The sequence below is a fragment of the Psychrobacter sp. H25 genome, assembly GCF_059076335.1.
In genome coordinates this window covers 3054506-3076610 of sequence record NZ_JCACRV010000001.1, presented here as the reverse complement: position 1 = coordinate 3076610, position 22105 = coordinate 3054506, and the positions used below count along the sequence as shown (strand labels likewise).

The 22105-nt window shown below is 40.9% G+C and carries 17 protein-coding genes; 4 read left to right on the top strand and 13 right to left on the bottom strand.

All coding sequences use genetic code 11. The features are described 5' to 3' along the window. Nucleotides 1-7: 7 nt before the first annotated feature. The 5 genes from AC5JPO_RS12570 to proC all read right to left on the bottom strand — a co-directional run bounded on the left by AC5JPO_RS12570 (nucleotide 8) and on the right by proC (nucleotide 5712). Nucleotides 8-688, bottom strand: a complete 681-nt coding sequence (locus AC5JPO_RS12570) for a hypothetical protein (protein WP_427609273.1) — start codon at nucleotides 686-688, stop codon at nucleotides 8-10. Between the two features lie 66 nt (nucleotides 689-754). After that, nucleotides 755-1801 carry a hypothetical protein gene (locus AC5JPO_RS12565; protein ID WP_443527282.1) on the bottom strand — a complete coding sequence of 349 codons (1047 nt, stop codon included), beginning with the start codon at nucleotides 1799-1801 and terminating at the stop codon, nucleotides 755-757. After that, nucleotides 1791-3020 carry a restriction endonuclease subunit S gene (locus AC5JPO_RS12560; RefSeq protein ID WP_443527281.1) on the bottom strand — a complete coding sequence of 410 codons (1230 nt, stop codon included), beginning with the start codon at nucleotides 3018-3020 and terminating at the stop codon, nucleotides 1791-1793. Before AC5JPO_RS12560 ends, AC5JPO_RS12565 begins: the two co-directional genes overlap by 11 nt. Continuing rightward, a complete protein-coding gene (locus AC5JPO_RS12555) occupies nucleotides 3010-4545 on the bottom strand; it encodes a type I restriction-modification system subunit M (protein WP_443527280.1) in 1536 nt (511 codons plus the stop codon). The genes AC5JPO_RS12560 and AC5JPO_RS12555 overlap by 11 nt, the downstream gene beginning before the upstream one ends. A gap of 345 nt (nucleotides 4546-4890) precedes the next feature. After that, the gene (proC, locus tag AC5JPO_RS12550; protein WP_493853996.1) at nucleotides 4891-5712 is read right to left on the bottom strand and encodes a pyrroline-5-carboxylate reductase; all 822 of its coding nucleotides are present in this window, start codon (nucleotides 5710-5712) and stop codon (nucleotides 4891-4893) included. Between the two features lie 1371 nt (nucleotides 5713-7083). Between proC and AC5JPO_RS12545 the strand changes: the two genes are divergently transcribed. Both AC5JPO_RS12545 and AC5JPO_RS12540 read left to right on the top strand, forming a co-directional pair. Further along, complete coding sequence (locus tag AC5JPO_RS12545; protein WP_493853995.1) at nucleotides 7084-9570, top strand: site-specific integrase; 2487 nt, start codon at nucleotides 7084-7086, stop codon at nucleotides 9568-9570. Then, nucleotides 9557-12886, top strand: coding sequence for a tyrosine-type recombinase/integrase (locus AC5JPO_RS12540; protein ID WP_493853994.1), 3330 nt, complete (start codon nucleotides 9557-9559; stop codon nucleotides 12884-12886). Before AC5JPO_RS12545 ends, AC5JPO_RS12540 begins: the two co-directional genes overlap by 14 nt. Nucleotides 12887-12944: 58 nt before the next feature. Here AC5JPO_RS12540 and AC5JPO_RS12535 read toward each other — a convergent pair whose 3' ends face one another. The 8 genes from AC5JPO_RS12535 to AC5JPO_RS12500 form a co-directional block, all read right to left on the bottom strand. Further along, entirely contained in the window at nucleotides 12945-13694 is a 750-nt protein-coding gene (locus AC5JPO_RS12535) for a MauE/DoxX family redox-associated membrane protein (protein WP_443527275.1), read from the bottom strand. A gap of 59 nt (nucleotides 13695-13753) precedes the next feature. Next, entirely contained in the window at nucleotides 13754-14239 is a 486-nt protein-coding gene (locus AC5JPO_RS12530) for a DUF305 domain-containing protein (RefSeq protein ID WP_493853993.1), read from the bottom strand. 27 nt (nucleotides 14240-14266) lie between these two features. After that, nucleotides 14267-15481, bottom strand: coding sequence for a copper resistance protein B (locus AC5JPO_RS12525; protein WP_493853992.1), 1215 nt, complete (start codon nucleotides 15479-15481; stop codon nucleotides 14267-14269). 25 nt (nucleotides 15482-15506) lie between these two features. After that, entirely contained in the window at nucleotides 15507-17207 is a 1701-nt protein-coding gene (locus AC5JPO_RS12520) for a copper resistance system multicopper oxidase (protein WP_493853540.1), read from the bottom strand. 118 nt (nucleotides 17208-17325) lie between these two features. After that, entirely contained in the window at nucleotides 17326-17961 is a 636-nt protein-coding gene (locus tag AC5JPO_RS12515) for a DUF411 domain-containing protein (RefSeq protein ID WP_371532718.1), read from the bottom strand. A gap of 139 nt (nucleotides 17962-18100) precedes the next feature. Continuing rightward, the gene (locus AC5JPO_RS12510; protein WP_371532719.1) at nucleotides 18101-18694 is read right to left on the bottom strand and encodes a c-type cytochrome; all 594 of its coding nucleotides are present in this window, start codon (nucleotides 18692-18694) and stop codon (nucleotides 18101-18103) included. A gap of 105 nt (nucleotides 18695-18799) precedes the next feature. Continuing rightward, the gene (locus AC5JPO_RS12505) at nucleotides 18800-19078 is read right to left on the bottom strand and encodes a hypothetical protein (protein WP_201588556.1); all 279 of its coding nucleotides are present in this window, start codon (nucleotides 19076-19078) and stop codon (nucleotides 18800-18802) included. A gap of 134 nt (nucleotides 19079-19212) precedes the next feature. Beyond that, nucleotides 19213-19539, bottom strand: coding sequence for a hypothetical protein (locus AC5JPO_RS12500; protein ID WP_189585232.1), 327 nt, complete (start codon nucleotides 19537-19539; stop codon nucleotides 19213-19215). A 220-nt stretch (nucleotides 19540-19759) separates the two neighbouring features. Here AC5JPO_RS12500 and AC5JPO_RS12495 point away from each other — a divergent pair, with 220 nt between their 5' ends. Both AC5JPO_RS12495 and AC5JPO_RS12490 read left to right on the top strand, forming a co-directional pair. Then, a complete protein-coding gene (locus AC5JPO_RS12495) occupies nucleotides 19760-20479 on the top strand; it encodes a heavy metal response regulator transcription factor (RefSeq protein ID WP_413190034.1) in 720 nt (239 codons plus the stop codon). Nucleotide 20480: 1 nt separating this feature from the next. Beyond that, complete coding sequence (locus AC5JPO_RS12490) at nucleotides 20481-21956, top strand: ATP-binding protein (RefSeq protein WP_493853991.1); 1476 nt, start codon at nucleotides 20481-20483, stop codon at nucleotides 21954-21956. The last annotated feature ends 149 nt before the right edge of the window (nucleotides 21957-22105 follow it).

Genomic DNA, 22105 nt, shown 5'->3' with positions numbered 1-22105 from the left:
TGTGAAACTAGTCACGACACTTTTTATAAGTTAATGAAGCATCGTTCCAATCAGCTTTAATGCGTACACTTTTATCTGGTAGATATTTATAATTTATCGTGGATACGACAGGATCTGCTTCATAATAAAAGGCACCCATGACATTCAATTCGGTTGAAGATATGGGGTCTACTTTGATAACGTCGAATCGTTGAACACCATTTGAAGAGCCTCTATTTGCACTCAAAAATGCTGGCTCACGAATTTTTTTAGGGAGATCGCAGTCTCCCCAAGCGCCTTGGTACTTTTTAGGAACAACACTGGATTGCTGGGAATAGACGTAAGAGCCATTAAATGCCCTTTCAGTAGAAGTGCAATTGCTTAAGTTCTTTAACTGAATTTCATTGGGTGAAAATCTCGCTTCAACTTGGCAACCTAAGTTAGACTGATAGTCTAGATAACCACTCTCCGGTACCGTAAAAACAACAGTGCTATTGTCTTGAATGGGCTTGGCTTTACTAGCAGTGACAAAGCTAGAGTCGCCAATCATATTGGCGAGAAACAGCTCGTAGTGTTTAGCGCCCTCATATTCAAAACTGCTTAGATGTATTCGTTTATTCGTACCGCTAACATAGACACCTTCCATTACAGGAGCAGCCATCGCCGTCACAGGTAGTATGGAAAATAGCACTAAAGCTTTTTTCAACATGAGGCTATATCTTCTTATAATCAGTTTTCTATAGTGATTTATAGGTTTATGAAACGTTCCCTACGGCTACGCACTTTGCGATAATACCTCTAAAGTTTTAAGCTGTCTTGCTTGGAAAGTTCGAAGTATGTCTGGTAAAATTAGATTAAACTTCACTTCCTGAGAATAAAAGAACTTTCGATTAACATAACCTTCTATCCTACCGTTTTTATCTGTGTCAGGCAGAAGAATATATCGCTCAACTAACTCATAATTTTCATATTTTTCATATATTCTTGGAGTATCATCTAATAAACTGTTGTGAATTAACTCGTTGCGATAAGACTCTATCGCATTAATAAAAGCATCCTTTTCAAAAAGAGTTCCTATGCTTTCGTTAATCTTAAGCTTTTTCTTATCACTGTAAAGTTTATTATTTGATGCTAATTTAGGATATTTCTCAAAGCTAGTTTTGATTTTCTCAATCTCGTATGCAAGCTTCGTATAATAATCTAGCAAGCTATGAAGTCTTATGTAAATCAATGCCATTAAACCAATTAGCTTATTAGCTACGGGAGACTTGGTAGTCCTAAAATTCTGCTTATTGCTATTAGGTAAGCCTGAAAACTCTGATTCAAAGTTTAGAATGTAATAAAAATCCCCGCTCAAATAAATTAGTTCTTTGGATAATTCTTGAATATTAGAAATTAAGCTAAAAACATCTATGGTATAAAGATATTTATGTAAAAATTTCTTATCATCGGCATCAGTTATCTTTCCTAATATTTTGTCAAAGTCGCTTTTACTTAGTGTACTTTCAGCGTTAAGACCTGTATCAGTAAGCATATCTTTCCAATCCGCATTAATTGAGCCTTCTGCATCCACATACGCTTGAGAACTACCCCACAACTTTGTTACGACTAGCTCATATAGCAGTAAATACTGAGACTCTAGAGAATTAATAATGGTTTGATTTGGAAATGACCAATAACCTGTGGGATTATGGAACAGGAAGTTAGTATGATCAGTTGGCATGGTTTCTAATGGAATACCATTCAGTCCTAAATACATAGATTTTTCTAAGCTTTCCGAGATAATCGAAGGCGATACTTTTCCTGTATTTTTAGCATTCATCAACCACCACCCTTTTCTTACCCGTCAACAACACCTGCATGAGCGCCTTCTTCTCTTGCTGTAAATCAGCCAATTGCTGCTCAAGCAGTTCAATCTCTTTATCAGCATTGGTTAACACGGTGGCGATTTTTTGTTGTTCTTTGAGAGGTGGCATTCTAAATTTCATACTTTCGAATGAAGTTTTTGAAAGCTCTAAGAAGGTTGAGCCACTCGCTTTGCTTATCATTCTGTGTTTGTTATACGTTAGGAGGTAATACACAAACTCAATATTGGTTTTGCTATTAGGAACGATATTTTTAAAGCCTTGGTTCGTACACATCTCATGAGAAGTAATTGCCATTGCACCAATTGTTGCACGGGTACAAATAAGCAACGAACCTGCTGGCACTAGTTTAGCTGAGCTATTTTTTAGCCCTTCTAGCGTGATTTTTCTTAGACTAGAGTTTATATAACGACTATCTTGTTTGGTAATATCAGTGGGTGTAATCCAGTTTATATCACCATCCCAATATTCAGTATTGGATGTACTAGGCGTACCTCCTGAATAAATCTTGCCCAAGCTTGAAACTGCTCTTTCCTTCCATTCACTCTCAAACCTTTTCCCCGACTCATCAAGCAAACGCTTTTTACCCGTCAGCAATTGCTGCATCAACGCTTTTTTCTGCTGGGTACTATTCTCAATCAAACGCTCAGTCGCGCCAATCGCTTTATCCCACGTGGATAGAATTTTGGCGATTTTTTGTTGTTCTGGGAAAGGTGGAGAGTTTATTATTATTTCTCCACAGTCTGGAACCCTCATATGAGCAACTGTTCCACCATTGCTGAGATCTTCTATTTGCTTTTGGCAATACCCACTCATTAATGAGTAGAAAACAAACCTGTTGTTAGCGACTTTAGGATTTACTCTATACATCATTGTACGTTGACCTAAAAAAATCCCTCCGCTATTTTCTAATATGCCAGCCTCACCAACAGGTGCTTCACGGGTAAAGATAATATCTCCGTCTTGTGGCGCACCTCTACGAATCCACTGTTGATAAACGTCTTCATCTACATAGCGCACATTTTCTGTATCAACTTTACCGTGCCGAACATTAGTAGTCCTTATCATCTTATAAGGAGTTATATAGTCCACATGCTTGGCAGTTTTATTAACACAATCAATTATAGACTCGCAAAGTTCCTTTATAGGCTTACGCTCCCATCCCTTAGGCACCATAACCCAACTCCTTTAAAAACCCTGCCATCTCAGCTTCTAGCGTATCCAATTCAGCTTTTAACTCAAGACGCTCAGCACGTACCGCGTCCAGATCAATCTCTGCCTCTTCCTCAAAGGTATCGACATAGCGCGGAATGTTTAGGTTAAAGTCGTTTTCTTTAATTTCATCAAAGGTGGCTAGATACGCGTATTTATCGACGCTTTCCCGCGCTTTATAGGTCTCAATGACTTTAGCAATATTGTCTTCAGTCAGCTGGTTTTGGTTCTTACCTGATTTAAACTCATTGCTGGCATCGATAAATAACACCGTGTCATCATTTTTGTTCTTCTTAAACAGCAAAATAGCCGCTGGAATACCCGTCCCAAAGAACAGTTTTTCTGGCAAGCCAATCACCGTATCAAGTAAGTTTTCTTCAATAAGTTGTTGACGGATTTTACCTTCACTTGACGCACGGAACAGCACGCCATGTGGCACGACCACACCCATGCGACCAGTGCTTGGTTTAAGCGTTTCGATCATATGACTGATAAACGCATAGTCGCCCTTAGTCTTGGGCGGTACACCGCGATGGAAGCGACCATAGGGATCGCTACTGGCATCTTCATGACCCCATTTATCCAGTGAAAACGGCGGATTGGCGGTCACCACATCGAACTGTAATAAGTGCTTGCCGTCCTTATCGAGTAGCAGCGGATTACGGATGGTATCGCCCCACTCGATACGGTGGTTGTCCTCACCGTGGAGGAACATATTCATCTTGGCCAGTGCCCATGTCGAGCCAATGGCTTCTTGACCGTATAGCGCATACTTCTTAGAATTTGAGTTTTTGCGTACCATCGCCCCACATTTAATGAGGAGCGACCCTGAACCACAGGCTGGATCACAGATTTCATCGCCTTCGACAGGCTCAAGGATAGTCGCTAACAAATTCGATACTTCAGGCGGTGTATAGAACTCACCAGCTGTCGCCCCACTACTGGCAGCAAAATGCTTGATCAAATACTCGTAAGCATTACCAATTACGTCCAAGCTACCGACACGCTCAGCGCTTAAATTAAGGATGTCTTTGCCAAAATCTTCTAACAAATGGCGTAGTAGCTCATTCTTTTGCTTTTCTTGACCAAGTTTATCAGTGTTGAAGCTAATGTCTTGGAAGACGTTTTTGAGCTTGGTGCCGTTGGCTTCTTCGATAGCGTGTAGCGCCTCGTCAATACGTTGACCATTACCCGGCTGATGACGCTGCTCGTACAAGTCCCAGAAGCTTGCGCCTTCAGGCAACACAAAACGCTGCTTGGACATCATCGCGTGGATCAGCTCAGGGTTGTCGCCAAACTGCTCAACCAGTTTGTTGTACTCATCGCGATATACATCAGATAGGTACTTTAGGAACAGCATGGTTAAGATAAAGTCTTTATAGGTATCGGCGCTGATGACCCCGCGAAACGTGTCACAGGCATTCCATACTGCTTTATTGATGTCGTCTTGATTGATTTTGCTAATATTATTAGTGGTACTGGCAGGCATTTATTATTCCTTAACGCGCTGGAAAATTGCTGGTTGTTATAGTGAGGTAATGATATAAGGGTATATAGTCGATATCTTAAAATGATGGGCTTTTAATTATTAGACTTTATCAAAGCGGCGGCACTGAAAATACTAGGCATTAACTCTAATACTCTATCTACGAAATGGTTAGCTATCAGTGACCCTTTACGCGATGACATAAGCTACTTTTATTTATTCGACATTCATGACGATATTTCACCGTCTAAATATCAAATACTGAGAAGACTCTAGAAAGTGTTATTTAATAATAACCAGACTAAATTCTGTTTATAAGAAGCATTATCTGATGCATACAGTATAATTTTAAAGTTCTTTTTCCATTTGCTCCGCACGTGCAATACACGCATCCATAGCATCGCCAACGGTTTTAGTTAAGCCTTCATCTTTTAAGTGCTCAACAGCTTCGTGAGTAGGACCGCCTTTAGTTGTTACGTTTGAGCGTAATTGCGAAATACTAATATCAGGCTGGCTAAGTGCCATTTCGGTAGCGCCAAGTGCTGTTTGTTGTACTAAGCGACGGGCATCTTCATCGTTAAAACCAAGTGCTTTCGCTTTTTCTTCAATGGCTTCCATAAATAAGAAAAAGTAAGCTGGCGATGAGCCAGTCACAGCAATAATATCGTTTATTTGCGACTCTTGCTCAACCCATACAGCAATACCAGTACATTCAAAGACTTGTTGTACAAACTCGTGTTCATCGGCTGTTTCGTTTGCACCAAATAAACCTGACACGCCACGCCCTAGTAGCGATGGTGTGTTTGGCATGCAACGCACCATCTTAACGTCTTGGCCGAGCATTTCACGTAAACGCTTAACGGTTAAACCTGCGGCAACCGATATAAATAATTTATCACTAAAATCTACGCCTGATTCTTGAAACGATTTACATAAATCGCCCATCATTTGAGGCTTAACAGATAATACAATAACATCAGCATCGCGTAGGGCTTCGTTATTGTCACTGGTGGTTTTTACCTTAAAATCGTCTGCTACCTTTGCAAGCTTTTCTTGGTTGCGGTTTGTAGCAATGATGTTGTTTGCATTAAAACCGTTTTTTATCATGCCACCAATAATGGCATAGCTCATGTTGCCTGTGCCTATAAATGCGATTTTTTTATATGACATATGTCTGTTATTACCTTTTAAGTTCGCGTTCCAAAAATGTCTGTGCCGATCCTCACCATAATCGAACCTGCACTGATGGCAGCTTCAACATCTCCACTCATACCCATTGACAACGTATCTACATGAGGATATTGGGCCTTTAGTTTATCAAAGCAAGTTTGTAATTGCTCAAAAGATTGAATTTGTCTCTACGATCGCTTCAATATAGTACCGTCTTCTTTTTCAGCGTAAACCACTGAGACTCTCTAATGACTGTTAAGTTTAACAGTTGATATTTGTTTACATCTCTGTTAGATTTTAACTCGATACATAATGTATCATTTTATATATAGCTGTATTTAAACAGTGGCTAGCCCGTCGGTGTTCGCACATCACATTGTTATAGCAGTTGTATTAGTCATATTTCGTTCGTGCTGTATCTATGGACGTTTACCATACGTCTTAGCTACAACTGCTCTTTTCGATAAAGCTCTATCAATAAGTACTAATGAATAGCACGCACTATCACTTGATAGCTGGCAAATAGCATCACAAAAATCAAAGATACATGTTGTCTCAAAGCCACATAACACACTTTTCTTACCAGTTTAGTAAAACCTCCTAGCTTTCTTATCTCATCATAAGCACCTTTTAGATTCTTAACATTGAGATTTTCGGTCTATTAACAGAGTTGTCATCAGCTTTGTCTACAAAAGCTCAGAGCGCAGCAAGGCGTCATCAGCTGTCGCTTAATTCAAGTGTTTGACTTAAAACCTCATAAATTGGCTTTCAATTATTAGTTGGTCCTCGTAAAGTATTAGTGGAGGTCATTTGAAAGGTATATGTAAAGAGTAGTTCATTTACAAGACACTGAATAATTGAGGAAGATATGGATAGGATATCAATAGCTAAGCTTCAAAAAAACACAGTGACGATACATCCAGATATCGTTAGTTTGTTCGATATTTACGTTAATCATATTCGACCTTCAATGAGTAGCCATAATATAGAAATGGAGCAGAACCGAGTCTTCTTCAGACCTACATTATTTATTAAAGAAAAGACAGTATGGTCGATGGTCAATAATTTCGAACTCCACTTCTTAAAACCGTTTAAAATAGATCAGGAAACAGCCAGAAAGGATGTGAGTATAGGTAGTATAAGTGAAGATCAGTTGGTGTTTGGCATACCTTTTTATGAATTAATTGACATCATCGCACGGTATAAAAAGAGCTTAGATATAAAACTTATCTATAGTTGCTTAAACGAGATTTTAACTACGAGTATCAATCAAGAATTATTTAACAAGAATACCTTTCCCATCACTACATTTTGTCAACTCATAAACATCAATGAGCAAACCTATCATAGACGTCCTTCTGAGAGTGTTTTATGATGGAAAATACTGAAAGTATTGATAAACAGCTAGAGTGTCTTAGCACTCAAGCAATGACAGATATTGTTAATACACTTAACGATGATGAGACATTTACATATCCAGAAGAAGTTTTAGCTGCCATATCTGCCATTGTTATTGCCGTAAATGATAGCTATGTATATCCGGATGACTCTGTTCAAAATTTGTTCGAGCGTATCGTACAGATATTACAAACAGAACCAGTGGCTCGCCGCTATATGGAGACTAGCAAATCAGCACTGGCACAAAAGCCGCTGATGATGCAGCTACTCATTCTCATGCAGAACCCTATAAACAGAGTCCCCCATGATTTTCTAAGAAGAAATCTGATTTGGCTAGCTATAGCAATGCACACCAGCGTACTGCTGATGCCGAATGGTATAAAAAAGCACACTGATAATATATTAATGCAGTTTAAGCAGGCTCAGTTTTCAAGCTCTATAAGACGAACGTGGATTTGGCGTGAACTACCCGACTTGTCTCAGATGATCATAAGTGTGGAGTACATATCTACCCTTCTCAATAATCTATTAGAGCAGAAAAAAAGTGAGCTTGAAGCATTAACTAACAACCCTATTAGTGACTCAGTCAAAGCAAAAAACGAAGAATCTATAGCAAAGGCTAAGCTTGGCCAAATAGATAAGATAACAATTGCCTACCAGCACGCATACAATTTACAGGCAGCAAAACCTAAGCGTAAAAAACCACCAAAAAACAACAGTATCAAGCCTATAAAATTATCCGATGATACTCCGATATATTTGGCTGGTCCCAATACATTGACTCATAACTGGGGTAGTACACATAGCGATAACAACTGGAGCAGTACACCGGATGATATCGAGCATAATACTACTGCTGTAGATCTGGAATTTTTGGACGCCCATACCGAAACTCACGAAGGGTTGACGACGAGTTTCGAAGAGTATGTCGATCACAATGGAGCACCATATATTAGCTACGACAACTATCCTGACCCTCTCATACAACAGTCTATACCACTACAAACTATTGATTTGTCACTGCAGCAAAACTATATGTCCCAGCGCAATCTTGCGCTCAATTCTAATACACGACTGCTCCCTCTTGTCGGTTACCAATCGTTATTTGCCGCTCTACACCAAGATGCCAAATCTTTACCAGAAGCAGAAACGAATAAAGTCTGCGCTGGTATTCTATTGCTCTCAATGCTGACTGGTCTCCCAGTTAAATCGTTACTCATATCAGGTTATATCGGTCATCCTAGTATTTTTGGTATCTACGATAAAAGAGCTTACATCAAACACAGCCTTGGTATTACTAAACGCTCTGTTAGTCAGACATTAACGAAGCAAGATTACGAAAACCACTCTGATGACATCAAAATCCCACTACCTTTATGGCTAATTGATAACCTGATTGCTTGCAAATTGCCTGTGAAAGCGGACTTTATAGCTTATCTCGCTGACTTACGTAGTAGTCTTGGTTTGTCTTACCTTTCAATCAATCGAATAGAAACGGCATTACACGTCGTACTCTCTCGCTATACGCCAAATTGCCATGCACATATCGCCGATATTATTTGCCGCACGGCCGCGCCTCACGCTCCAGCAATGTACTATAGCAGCCATACCAGTGAGGAAGTTCTTACACACTATAAATCAGCACTGAGCGTATTTAATAGTCATAGTGACTTTGACTTAACTTATATCACCCCTTGGCACAAATATATGGTGGGCTCAGCGTTTGCGCTGAAGATTGAAACAGTTTGCGACATCTTGAATGAGATGAGGTACTGGACCGATCAAAGTTCAAACGATGAAAAGCACTTTAATAGAACCAGTATCTTTGTATGGTTTGTATTTTGCCTTTTAACCGGCGTGCGACCAAATAACGGTCTTGGAAAAATGTGCGATATCGATCTCGATATGGGCTGGCTTGTTATCAATGATAAACCCGTTAAAAAAGTGCAAACTGATCGACTAATTCCATTGTGCCCTACTGTTGTACGCCTTCTAATAGAATATAGAGACTATTTGAGTGACTATAAAACTAGATATCCATCAAACCAAAAAATCAGTGAGACTATCAAGAAAATCGGCTTAGGTAACGATGAAGCACTGTTGAAGCTCTTATCTGCAAGTGTAAATAATCTAAAAGATATCAAGCGAGGCGATGCCTATCATATGACAAAAGATATTATTGATGCCAACCCTTATTGGACACGTCATTTCGTACGTACTCAGCTTGAGAAACGTGGCGTTCAGCTTCCACTCATCAACACCATTATTGGTCATGAAAAAGCTCGTCAAGAAGTACTGGGACGTTTCTCATCAAGTAGTAAAGCAGATATCAGACGTGTTTCACCTATATTTGAGCAGATGGCTGAGTATTTAGGGTTAAACCTTGTAGAAATAAAAAGCTATTCTAAACTCAGTCGTATACAGAGAAGACATATAGGGGTAGATCATGCTAATAGATAATATCCATCTGCCAAAAATTATTGATGGTTTAGCAAAATTTGATGGTAGGAAAAAGCGCTACGTGCCTTACTCATCTATACTCAAGGACAGTGACACAGCAAGAACACGTGAGATACAGCTACTCGCCGACTTACAGACCGAATGGGAACTCCTACTTGAGATATATCCTGGCAACGTTAGGTTCGTCCAATCTTTTAATAAACATTACAAGCAAATGCTTTGGCCAGATAATCGCACCTTTTTAGCTATGCCGAGGCCTGTAAGTTTTACTGATGAGTTATGGTTGCCAGAAAGTCAAATGCTAGGTCAGTTTCAGCGTAATTTTACTAATAAGCGAAAGCCTTTATCGGGCGAAGGGTTCGATAAGTTTCAAGCGATTGTTCAGAATAAAATTTCTCAAGCCTATAAAACTACCAAAACACTAAAACAAGCATGGCAAACCGTTAGTCAGTTTATCGATTATCAAAATCAGTGTTACATGCTTGCTGAGCATCACTATCCCAAGATAATCGCGCCGCAGCCCATAAAGTTCAACCCATTAGTTACTAATAAAAGCTGGGTTAAAAACGGTAAGGTACTGGTCAAAATTGTTCGCGCAGTAGAGCATAATTGGGAGCAAACAGCCGATTACAGCCAAGATCAGATTATAGGTTGGCTGATATTCTCAGGAATTGTATATGGCGGTATCAATGAGGTTCAAATGCTTGAAGGGTGGCTTACCTCATTGCTTGCAAAAGAGTATCAGCCATTCATCAAAGACAGGATAATGGTCTCGCCGCGTTTTGTGCAAAAGCGCTTTGGTAACGAGCGCGAAGAAGAAAGTGACCAGCTTTATAACACCAAGCAAATTGTTGTAGATATGGTCAGTCAGTGTTGGCTGATGCATTACCATAGAAACAGCAGTCAAGCAGAGACCACACATATCATTACCAAGCTGTCAGAAGATAAGATCAAACAATACTTGACCATGGTTTTGTCTGACGTGATCAAGCCTTTGGGTATTAAGCCACTTCCCTTTTCAAAGTTTTTACGTTACGCCAGTTATTACTGGGAGGGTCTCGATGGCTCTGATATTGATCATGCTTCAGTTGGAGTGCTGCGAGGTATGCATAACACTGCAGGACTGAGTACTCAGAACTTTGATCGGTTTCTGAATCAGAAATATCAACATACAAATGAACCTTATAATCTAGAACATATTTTAACGCTGTCTATCAGCAAAAACTCTACTAATCAAAAAGAAAAGACTGACATTTCTACCAAAAATATAGAGGTTAGAAAGTCTGATTTGATTGTAAATCTCACTAAAGACTTCAAAATGGATGAAAAACAGAAAAATCAAAAAACCAGTAAAAAGCCACCTACCCTTATCGAAAGAGTACAAAAACGTTATAAACAATACGATGACTTAAGTGAAAAGATTTTATTAGATTGGGTATTAAGTCTGCTAAGCCGAGAAGGACCACCGAACAACGTGACTATTTTGAAATATATTAGAACTATAGGCTATGAATGGTTATATTTCACAACAGCGCAGCCGCTTGATATTTGGTCAGAGGAAGAGTTTGAAGAGCTCTATGAAGATATTTTAGAGTATAAAGCTGTCGTACGTAATAATACTGACATTGTATATTCTGCCAATTTATTGAAGAGTATGCACAACTTTGCTAAGAGCAAATACAACCTACCCTCCGTGAACTTCCAACATACCAAAAATGGTCGGCGTGTACGTGCAGAGCTGATATCACCGCAAGCGTACCAAGCCATTATCATACAGATACTGGGTTCTGTAGATATATTGGAGCGAGAGATGTTCGCACTTTTATTTATCTTAGTCTATCGTACTGGGATGCGCAAAAAAGAGCTGTTGGGGCTTAAGTATAATGATATCGAAGGTCTAAAGGCAGCTACCCCCTCAGTGGTAATAAGGCCGAATAGCTATCGTCCAACCAAGACTCAAAGTAGTATTCGCCGCGTTCCCTTATTTGCCCTCCTCAAACCTGATGAGCTGAATTTTTTTATTAACTTTGTGCAGAGTAATATGGGTGATAGTTCAAACAAATTTATCTTTACCTTATCATCGGATCAACGTCCTATTGATGACCATGTTCCTTTACAATTACTCAAACGAGTCTTAAAAGACATTTCGGTAGATGATAATGTTACAGAGCATACCTTTCATGGGTTTAGGCATACGGCAGTGAGTAACCTATCTCTGGCGCTAGTAGGACATTCAGATCTCGTAGAAGCCCTCACCGATTATGATGAAAGCGACATACTGCGTATAAAGGAAGGCCTACTCGGCGAGCATATCGATGCACAAGATCGCTGGTACGCTCTATCAGGTATTATGGGGCACTTATCGCCTGAGCGTAGCTTTGAGTATTACAACCATTTTGCCACGTTGATGGCGACCTACGCGCTTAGTAAAGCAGATATAACATTGCTAGAGCGGACGCTGTATAACGTAACAGGTTTTACGAATAAAAAGCTTAAGGAGAATAATGCGACTGTCCATAATAGTAGCGTCAGCATACCTAGTATTCGTACGCTGTTATTTAAAAATATCGTAGAGGGCAAACGCAAGTCACCGAAATTTACGATCGAGAGCTGTGATAAACATTTTCTCTTGAGTACCAATACGCAAGCCAATAATGAGCTGTTTGGTCGTTATGGTCTAAACCGAGTACAACTGCTATTACAGACCTATGATAAAAAGATGCCTTTAAGTAAAGCAGCCCAGTTGGCAAATATTTCTATTCACGATGCAAAGGTTCTAATAGAACGTGCGAGCGAGGTTGCCAACATCACTACCAAACGCAGCAAACCTCGCTTTGTTAAGCTATCAGATTCAAACACCCCTGTACTGAGTCCACTGAACATTCAATACCAAAGTGATTTAAGGTTGCTATCGTTTTTGTTAAGTAGTGCCTATCGTCTACGAGAAAATTCAGGGGCTGACTGGATTTGGTTTATTGAGATATGTCGTGAAAGACTGTCTAATAGCCGAGCATACCTACCATTTAGAAAAGAAAATGAGAAGGAGTTGCAGCGTTTCATTGATATTGCTGAAAAACTACTGCCTTTGAAGCGTTGGCTGGTGAGTAGCAACGAAGATTTGTTGATGAAAACTATGTCATCTACTGACTATCAAGACATTAAGCAGCAATCTAATGAGTCGAAAAATGCTCTCCATATCGGTATTGCTAGTCAAGACCATAGGGAACGGACTAACAAGTGGCAATACTCACCGCTACTACGGTTTTTTGTGCATATGATGCTAATCACAGATGAGAAACTATCTATTGTGAGTTGATTTTTCTAAATTATTCACAGATTTTTAGAGTCAGGCCCAAGCTTAATCACCGTAAGAACTATGATGCGCCTGAAAATCTAATCAGCATATATATTCCCATACCGACCATCATAATGTTTTCGGTCAAAGATACAAAACCAAGCGGTACATTTGAGTTACCACCAACACAGGCACATTTCAGCTCACGCTTGTCTATATAGACGGCCTTAAACACTGAGAGGCCATTGATACCACCTATAAATATAGCCACGATAGCCGCTATGACATTAAGCCATGCAATACTAGCCAACATTGCGATACCGACAAACGCCTCGGCGAAAGGATAAACGTAGGCGTAACGGACCACCTTACGTGCTAACAAATCATATCCCAAAAATTGATTGGTAAAACTCTCTAAATCTTGCAACTTTTGAATAGCGAGTACAATCATAGATAAGGCAACAAACCAGATGATAGTTTGTACCGAAAATAATGTGCTGCTAAACCTCCAAGTCAGTGCAATACTAGCGAGTGCTGTAGTTGCGAATATTGCGATCACTGGCGTATAGCTGACCTCAGTACTCTGAGAAACCTCTTTGCCAAAAAACGCTTGCAGATCGTCATACCCGCCTATGCGCTCGCCATCGATAAAAATCTGTGGTGTAGTTTTGACATTAAACTTATCTTTAAGCGCTTGAGTTTCAGTATCATTAGTCAAATGCTTGTCTTCGATCTGATAACTATGACGCTCTAAAAGATCGAGTGCTTTTAAACCAAATGGACAAACATGATCAGGTTTGACCATACGATAAACCACGGCTGTTTTCATAATACACACTCCTACCTAATTTCTAACCTCTAAATCCTACCTTTTAAACCCTTTATGCTTCATTCAAGCTCTTGAATGAGCGCTTGCATCTCAGCGATTTCACGCTCTTGTGCTTTTATAATATCGTCAGCAAGCTGTTGTACACGCGGATCTTCAATATCAGCACGACTACTGGTGAGAATGGCAATCGAGTGATGCGGTATCATGGCTTGCATCCAATCAACTTGATTAACCGTTGCTTGCGACCTCACGCCCCAAATGCCGACAGCAAACATCAATACGCTCAGACCGTAAATCATCAAGTTAATCTTGGTCTTCTTATACATAGTGGTCATAAATGCCAACATGACGACTGCCATACCGGCACCCATGTATAGCGCCATATAAGCTCGGGTTTCACTAAAATAAATATGATCCCATTCATAAGTATTGAAATACATCATGATGTACATCACAATCGTAGACGTCACAATCATCAGAGTGAACTTTACATAAGGGTTCATGCCCTGTTGATGATCCATGGTGTTTTGATCTGAAGCATTCATAGTATATCCCCTATTATTTTAATAATATTAGAACCAGAATTTGACCCCCGCAGTCAAACTACTGCTATCAACCGATTCATTTTCTTGACGTCGTTGACCACGAGCCTTGCCAAGCGCTGTCTCATAACTCACACCCACATAAGGGGCTAGCTGGCGACTGAACGTCTCATAAGTCAGCCTAACCTCGGCTTCCATTTCATTAAAGCCCTTGGTAATGCCATTATCATGGTCATCTTTACTAAAGGCAGTCAGTCCCACCTCCGGTATGACCACCCAATGCTGATCCAAACGCCATTCGTACTCTGCGCCTAAATCAAGACGAAGTTGACCATCGGTATATAAATAGGCTCTCGCATCTGTTTCGATAAAATACGGCGCGGTACCGACAATACCTGCCATAAGGGCAGCGTTATCGTTTTCAGTATCGTAAGCGACACCAGCTTCACCATTCCAGAAAATGCTCAGTGGTTTCCAATAAGCAAGCGAGCTCAAGCTATCGATTTCTTTATCATCTTTAGTCTGAGCACTACCTTCCGTGCGTAGCCTGATACGATTACTGTCAGTACCATACCAACCCGTCGCCTCGAAGTTGATTTGATCCTCATCAAACTGATAGCCCAAGTCGTCTACTGATACTCCCCATAATGGCATGCTGCCCATCATCATTGGCTTACCATACTGCCCGTAGGGAACCCCATTTGAATAGTCTGGACTACGAGCATCGGCTGGCGGCTGCCCGCCTTGCATCCCAGACATATCCATGCCGCTGTGATCCATGCCTGACATATCCATACCGCTGTGATCCATGCCTGACATATCCATGCCGCTGTGATCCATGCCTGACATATCCATACCGCTGTGATCCATGCCTGACATATCCATACCGCTGTGATCCATACCAGACATATCGCCCGACATGTCCATGCCACTGTGATCCATACCAGACATGTCGCCCGACATACTCATACCGCTATGATCCATATCAGACATATCGCCCGACATGTCCATGCCACTGTGATCCATACCAGACATATCGCCCGACATATCCATGCCGCTGTGATCCATATCAGACATATCGCCTGACATGTCAATGCCACTGTGGTCCATACCAGACATATCGCCTGACATATCCATACCGCTATGATCCATACCAGACATATCAGCAGCCGTTGCAAACGATGATGTGAGCAAGACTAGCGATGACAAACCAATGAATGGCAGATTTTTCTTAGATACTTTCATAATAAGCCTCATATTCGAAGGTTTGTTAAACGACGGCAACTTCTCTGAACATACCGGCTTCCATGTGATAAAGCAGATGGCAATGCCACGCCCATCGTCCAACTTCACCCGTCACATCGAAGCTAATCTTTTGCGCTGGCTGCACCACAATCGTATGTTTACGTACCTGAAAGTCTCCAGATGGGGTGCGCAAATCACTCCACATACCATGCAAATGCATCGGATGGTTCATCATGGTGTCATTGACTAAGGTGATGCGCACGCGCTCGTTAGGTTTAATATTAACAGGCGTTGCATCCTTAAACATCACACCATCTAACGCCCAAATATAGCGTTCCATATTGCCAGTCAGATGTAATTCGATCTCTCTAGTAGGCTTGCGCTGCTCTGCCAATACTTGCTCATCCACGGAGCGTAATTGGTCATAAGTTAAAACCTTTCTATCAATCTCACGCAGGTTAATACCGGGGTCATCGAGGTTCATACGTGGGCTGTCGACACGCATATCAGATTTAAAGTCATACTCGGTCTTGGCGTGCTTTGCTTTGTAGCCTTTATCACCCATCGCACCCATCATATCAGCCATGGTCAGCCACTCGATCTTATCCATAGCAGGTATTGCAGCACGAGCGCCTTTTTTGGTCGCAAGCGTGGTCGCGACATAGCCCGAACGATCGATGTTTTGGGCAAATATCGTATGTGCATCTTTGGTCGGCGTGACGATGACATCATAAGTCTCAGCCACCCCAATACGGAAATCATCAATCGCAACGGGCGCGACATCATTGCCATCCGTTGAGACGACGGTCATTTTCAGACCCGGTATACGCACATCGAATATCGTCTGTGCTGAGCCATTGATAAAGCGCAGTTTGACGGGCTGTCCCGCTTTCACTAGCTGTGTCCAATTGGCTGCGGTGGTTTTACCATTCATAAGGTAGGTAAAGGTTTTTTCACCAGACAGATCGGTGAAATCTGTCGGCATCATGCGCATCTTATTCCACATTTTGCGCTTGTCATAAGCGGCTTCTAGATCTGTTGCGGCAATATCAGACAGCAGCTTTTTAAAATCTGGCAAGTGGTAGTTATCAAAGTCAGCACGCTGCTTCAATAGCTTTAGCAAGTTATGCGGATCGCGGTGTGTCCAATCACTCAATAAAATCACGTGATCTTCGGCGACTGGATGGCGTTCGCGGCCTTTAGGCTCAATGACGATAGCGCCGCGCATTCCAGTTTGCTCTTGAAAGCCAGTATGGGAGTGATACCAATACGTACCCGATTGAATCAGTTTGAATTTATAGGTAAAGGTACTGTTCGCAGGAATACCATCAAAGCTGATACCTGGCACACCATCCATTTCAAATGGGACGAGCAAGCCATGCCAGTGAATAGAGGTCGACTCATTCATCTGGTTATGGACACGGATGGTCACGGTATCGCCTTCTTGCATCTTTAGCGTTGGCGCTGGCAGTGAGTCATTGATGAGGGTTGCCATACTCGACTTGCCATTGACAGTAACGGGCTTTTTGCTGACATACAGGTCAAACTCATTACCGGTTAGGATAGGTACGATATGGTCAGATTTATCACTGTTGACGGCTACGTTTTGTTGACCTTTACCGAGCGCACTATTGGCAATAGATGGCAGTGTGGATAGCATGGATGCCCCTAATAGAGTAGAGGACCCTGTCAAAAAACGCCTGCGGTTAAGCATATTCTTGTTCATAATTATTTACCTAACTTAATCCATGAAATGGGAGTTGAGTCTATATATTTATCAGTCAAGCTTATGTCTTCGACAGCCCATTAGTAGAGCTGGATAAGCTATTTAAACGTCACTCAAACTATAATTGCTGCTGCGGTGACTCAATGGTTGCATAAATGGCTGTTGAGCCATCTTTGTTAAGCTGCATCACTTTATACGGCATAAATTTATCTTGATATTCCATACCAGGGCTACCAACTGGCATCCCAGGTACGGCAAGACCGATCGCATCACTTGGTGGGTTTTTTAGGAACTGTGCCATATATTTGGCAGGGACATGACCTTCAAATACGTAGCCGTCAGTAGTGACAGCGGTATGACAAGAGCGCATCTGCTGCGGTACGCTGTAGCGCTCTTTAAACAAGGACAAATCTTCGACGTTCTGTGCGGTTGCATTTAGGCCATGACCTTCGGCATAACCGACCCATTCTTTACAGCAGCCACAATTGGCATCTTTATAAACGGTGACTGAGATATTTTTTAGGATAGTTGGCTGGGTGTCTGAATGAGCACTGACAGGCATTATTTCCGCTTTTGGTTGCTCTGTTTGCGCGGTTTGCGTAGCGGTAGTTGGCTCAGTCGCTGGTGTTGAGTCAGCAGCAGCGTTAGGTTGACTACAAGCCGCTAATAATAGTGAAGATGTCATCATCACTAAAAGAACACGACCAGATAACCGGTTGTGTTCACTAGAAAATATATTGGTATAGCGTCTCATAAAATCACTCCTGAGCATTTATCTGACGATCAAATTTATAAAAATTAAAGCCGTAACACTGACCAAAGTGGTATTGGTAAAGCTTAAAACTCAAATCGCAAAAGGCAGCACTCTTGAGTACTGCATTTCTTACGAATAATCAATGTTGCATGCCGGATCCATCACCAGACATATCCATCTCACCATCAAATGACATGTCCAACACATCATCGTCTATCCTAGTCGTTAGCATGGTGTACTGATTTTCATCTAAGTCAGGTAACGATCTGATAAAAGCAACCATTGCCCACATTCTATCGTCATCGTGCGAAGCGCCCCATGCTGGCATACCTGATGCCATAATGCCGTGTTTGATGGCCCAAAAAGCTTGCTGAGCACCGGCATCGGTCTTATAGCGTTTAACCAAGTCAACATTGGTAAAACTTGGCGGCTTAGGATATAAACTGGCGCTAAAATCAGTGCTTTCCACCCCAGGAGACAAGTGACACCCTGCACACATATCTTTGTAATCGGCACCGCCCGAGCTGATCATTTCTGTCTTTTCTAAGTTGGGAACCGTAATGTCCTTACTAGCATTCGCTATTGAACGCGTGCGGGCAGTCTCTAAAAAATTGTAAACTAGCGGACTATGGGCTTGATCAGCGCCGATATTTATCACACCACTAGTCACTACAATAAAAATACCCACAATCGCGACAAAGACGGTAAACAGTATTCCTAGTAAAAACTTCATAGGTTTGTCCTAAAAATCCATTTTTGTTAATATCCAATTACTGCTCGACAAAACCATCTAACAATAATATTGAATTTCTACGATCCACTTCTATAAGATCAATGCCTAAGAGTCACTTTTACTAGTAACACAGTGCTTTTGATACATCGCTTTCATTTTGCTCATGTTGGTCATCATGGCTTTCATAGCAGGATCGTTCATATCCATTTTGCTATGATCCATTTTTCCCATCATATCCATGTGTTTTTCCATCTTTTCGCAGTTCATCTGATCTTTCTGCGCATGCATTTTTGGGTCATGTGCCAAAGCTGACGTTGAAACAACTAAGGCTATAGCAGTGGCTACGATTGATTTAGATAGTGGCATTGATTTGAATAATGACATGGTAAATCCTTATTTGATTTGGTATAAAGTCAAAAAATCTTTGGGGTGTTAAGTTATTTTAAAGCATACTTCATTGATTCTGACAGAGAGATGACAGCAAGATTACAATATTGTCATCTTGCTGTTTTTAGTTTTTAATGTTGCTTGTATTCATTTAGTATTGAGGCAGCATTAGAATCACGATCACGTCCATACTTATCTACGAAATACTTTTCAGACTGTAGATGCTGATCTTTGTGTTCGATCTCACAAGCCACTCGTGCATCATTATAGCGCTTCATTTGCGTACTAGAAACTTGAGCATCGTTGTGATCCAAGTTTTTTGCAAAGTCAGTAACCGCATCACAGTTATTGATGACTGAAGTACTTAGCTCGGTAGTGTGCGCATTAGCCGCAGTAATACCAATAAGTACAGAAGCCGATAGCAGTACTGCTTTTTTGAATGAACCATATGTTTTCATGTAAAACCTCTTTTGTAAGTTGTTAGATATTTGAATTGATTACCTGTGAAAATAATTCATAGTCGCTAGGTATGAACAACTATGTTTCATTCATACAGATTAGCAAATGAAGACTGACAATCTGATTACGAACAGATGACATCTTTGTCAGCTAGCAGTCAATTTTGTCATCTGTGTGGGTTAAAACGTTAAATAATTATAATCGTACTGAGGAATTACCATGAAAGTACTGCTGGTAGAAGATGAGTTGAAGCTTGGCGAGTACATAAAAAAAGGCTTAACGGAAGCTGGGTTTATTGTGGATCATCACATAACAGGTTTAGATGGCTATCACGCATTGATGACGGAAGAGTTTAGCGTGATACTGATGGATGTCATGCTACCTGATGTTAGTGGCTTTGAGCTGGTGCGCAATTACCGAGCGGCAGGTAAGCGTACTCCCGTGCTGTTTTTAACGGCAAAAGATGACTTAAGTGACAAAATAAAAGGGATTGAAATTGGGGGCGATGATTATTTAACCAAGCCTTTTGCGTTTGCAGAATTGATCGTTAGAATCAAAAGCTTATTACGACGTGCCAATCAATCCGATTATCAAAGTACGATTATGCAAATAGCGGATCTTAAAATGGACATTGCCAAGCGCACTGTGCATAGAAAAGACAAGGCTATTAAGCTCACGGCAAAAGAGTTCTCATTATTACAGTTTTTATTAGAGCGCCGAGGTGAGGTGCTACCTCGCTCAGTCATTGCTTCTCAAGTATGGGATATGAATTTTGAAAATGATACCAATGTGATTGATGTGGCGATAAGGCGTCTTCGCATAAAAATAGATGATGAGCATGAGGCAAAGCTGATTCATACTGTGCGCGGTATGGGCTACCGATTGGAGGCGCTAGCTACTGAAGTCCAAAGTGGTGCGGACGGAGACTATTCTAAATAGCATGAACTATAAACTCAAAAATCGGCGCTGGTCATTGCTATGGCGAACTATTTTCTTATTGACAGTCTTCGTTATCATCTCTCAGGTCATCATCTATGCGTGGGTGCAGCGCTCTGTGAGTGGACACTTTGAGCAAATGGACTCAGAGATTATCACCCATGCGGCTTTTAACCTGCGCAAACGCATGATTGATGTTAACGATCACATAGAACCATTCACAGTGTCAAAGTCCCAATCACTCATTAATGACAATCACTTGCATTCCTCTTGGCTAGATTATGATTTAAAAACCTTAGTAGCAGATAAAAAAGGCAAATTATTATCCAGTGACCCTAGTAATTTCATTCATAATTTACCGCCCGATTTTAGCTTGTTATCACTATGGCAGGATCATCACGATCAGCAGTTTATGATCAAGATAAATAATAGGCATTACCGAGCAATTATTATTCCAAATCAAGAGGTTTTGGCGTTTATTGCATTACCTATCGATGTGCATCATCAATATCTTATCCAGTTCAATCGCCAGCTGAGCTTGATACTTACTGCCATCACCTTATTATTAGTTTCAGTAGCGGCATTAAGTGTTTATTGGGGTTTTGCTCCTCTGGCCACTATCGTACAAAAAATGAAAGGCATAAACCTCCAAAGGTTAGACGAAAGAGTTGGGGTTGACGATATGCCGTTAGAACTGCGGCCACTAGCAGAGTCTTATAATTCGATGATGGTCAAGCTTGAAAGCAACTTTGAATCTTTGTCACGATTTTCAGACAATATCGCTCATGAGCTACGTACGCCAATAGCGACGCTTAGTACACAAACGCAGGTCATGTTAACTAAGCCAAGAGCTGGCGATGAATACATTGAGCAGCTACATCATCAGCATGATACGTTAGAGCAGCTGTCGGCTATGATAAACAATATGTTGCTACTGGCAAAAACTCAAAAAGGATTAAGCGACTCGCAAGTTAGTAACGTAGATACCGAGGGTCTAATCACAAAGCTGATCGACTACTATGAAATGCTTGCCGAGGATCGTGAGATAACTTTTGTAAAATCGGGTGTATTTGCGACAGTACTAGGTGATGAAGGTTTGCTGCAGCGGTTATTTGCTAATCTGCTGTCAAATGCCATCTATTACGCCGCTAGTGCCAGTACTATCACAATATCAGCTACCATCATTACCTCAGATATGACTCTTGAGAACTCAAAAGAAGATCCTCTATCCTCAAAACAATCATTATTAAAAATCGCCTTGACTAACCGCTTAGACAAACCGCTAAATCAAAGCGCGGCCGATAAATTATTTGAGCGATTCTATCGTCATGATAAGACAAGCAGTCAACATTCAGGGACAGGACTAGGATTGTCTATCGTTCGGGCTATCGCCAATGCCCATAAAGGCAAAGTAAATATTGCGATCAAAGATGAGTATCATTTTGAGGTTACTGTAGAGTTATTGATGGCCAAATATTAACTATTTTCATACTACGATGCTTGGATTTTATGAACTATAAAAATCGATGAGTTAACAAGATATTAAGATAATAATGACGGCACCCTAGTGAGGACTTGAATCTTTGGCTGTGAGCTAATGGTATTAAGGTTTCAACTTGCTGAGATAGC

Bases quoted from the DNA above. Each gene is read 5' to 3' on its own strand.
- AC5JPO_RS12570 (WP_427609273.1), bottom strand. From the start codon at position 688: ATGTTGAAAAAAGCTTTAGTGCTATTTTCCATACTACCTGTGACGGCG.
- AC5JPO_RS12565 (WP_443527282.1), bottom strand. From the start codon at position 1,801: ATGAATGCTAAAAATACAGGAAAAGTATCGCCTTCGATTATCTCGGAA.
- AC5JPO_RS12560 (WP_443527281.1), bottom strand. From the start codon at position 3,020: ATGGTGCCTAAGGGATGGGAGCGTAAGCCTATAAAGGAACTTTGCGAG.
- AC5JPO_RS12555 (WP_443527280.1), bottom strand. From the start codon at position 4,545: ATGCCTGCCAGTACCACTAATAATATTAGCAAAATCAATCAAGACGAC.
- proC (WP_493853996.1), bottom strand. From the start codon at position 5,712: ATGTCATATAAAAAAATCGCATTTATAGGCACAGGCAACATGAGCTAT.
- AC5JPO_RS12545 (WP_493853995.1), top strand. From the start codon at position 7,084: ATGATGGAAAATACTGAAAGTATTGATAAACAGCTAGAGTGTCTTAGC.
- AC5JPO_RS12540 (WP_493853994.1), top strand. From the start codon at position 9,557: ATGCTAATAGATAATATCCATCTGCCAAAAATTATTGATGGTTTAGCA.
- AC5JPO_RS12535 (WP_443527275.1), bottom strand. From the start codon at position 13,694: ATGAAAACAGCCGTGGTTTATCGTATGGTCAAACCTGATCATGTTTGT.
- AC5JPO_RS12530 (WP_493853993.1), bottom strand. From the start codon at position 14,239: ATGAATGCTTCAGATCAAAACACCATGGATCATCAACAGGGCATGAAC.
- AC5JPO_RS12525 (WP_493853992.1), bottom strand. From the start codon at position 15,481: ATGAAAGTATCTAAGAAAAATCTGCCATTCATTGGTTTGTCATCGCTA.
- AC5JPO_RS12520 (WP_493853540.1), bottom strand. From the start codon at position 17,207: ATGAACAAGAATATGCTTAACCGCAGGCGTTTTTTGACAGGGTCCTCT.
- AC5JPO_RS12515 (WP_371532718.1), bottom strand. From the start codon at position 17,961: ATGAGACGCTATACCAATATATTTTCTAGTGAACACAACCGGTTATCT.
- AC5JPO_RS12510 (WP_371532719.1), bottom strand. From the start codon at position 18,694: ATGAAGTTTTTACTAGGAATACTGTTTACCGTCTTTGTCGCGATTGTG.
- AC5JPO_RS12505 (WP_201588556.1), bottom strand. From the start codon at position 19,078: ATGTCATTATTCAAATCAATGCCACTATCTAAATCAATCGTAGCCACT.
- AC5JPO_RS12500 (WP_189585232.1), bottom strand. From the start codon at position 19,539: ATGAAAACATATGGTTCATTCAAAAAAGCAGTACTGCTATCGGCTTCT.
- AC5JPO_RS12495 (WP_413190034.1), top strand. From the start codon at position 19,760: ATGAAAGTACTGCTGGTAGAAGATGAGTTGAAGCTTGGCGAGTACATA.
- AC5JPO_RS12490 (WP_493853991.1), top strand. From the start codon at position 20,481: ATGAACTATAAACTCAAAAATCGGCGCTGGTCATTGCTATGGCGAACT.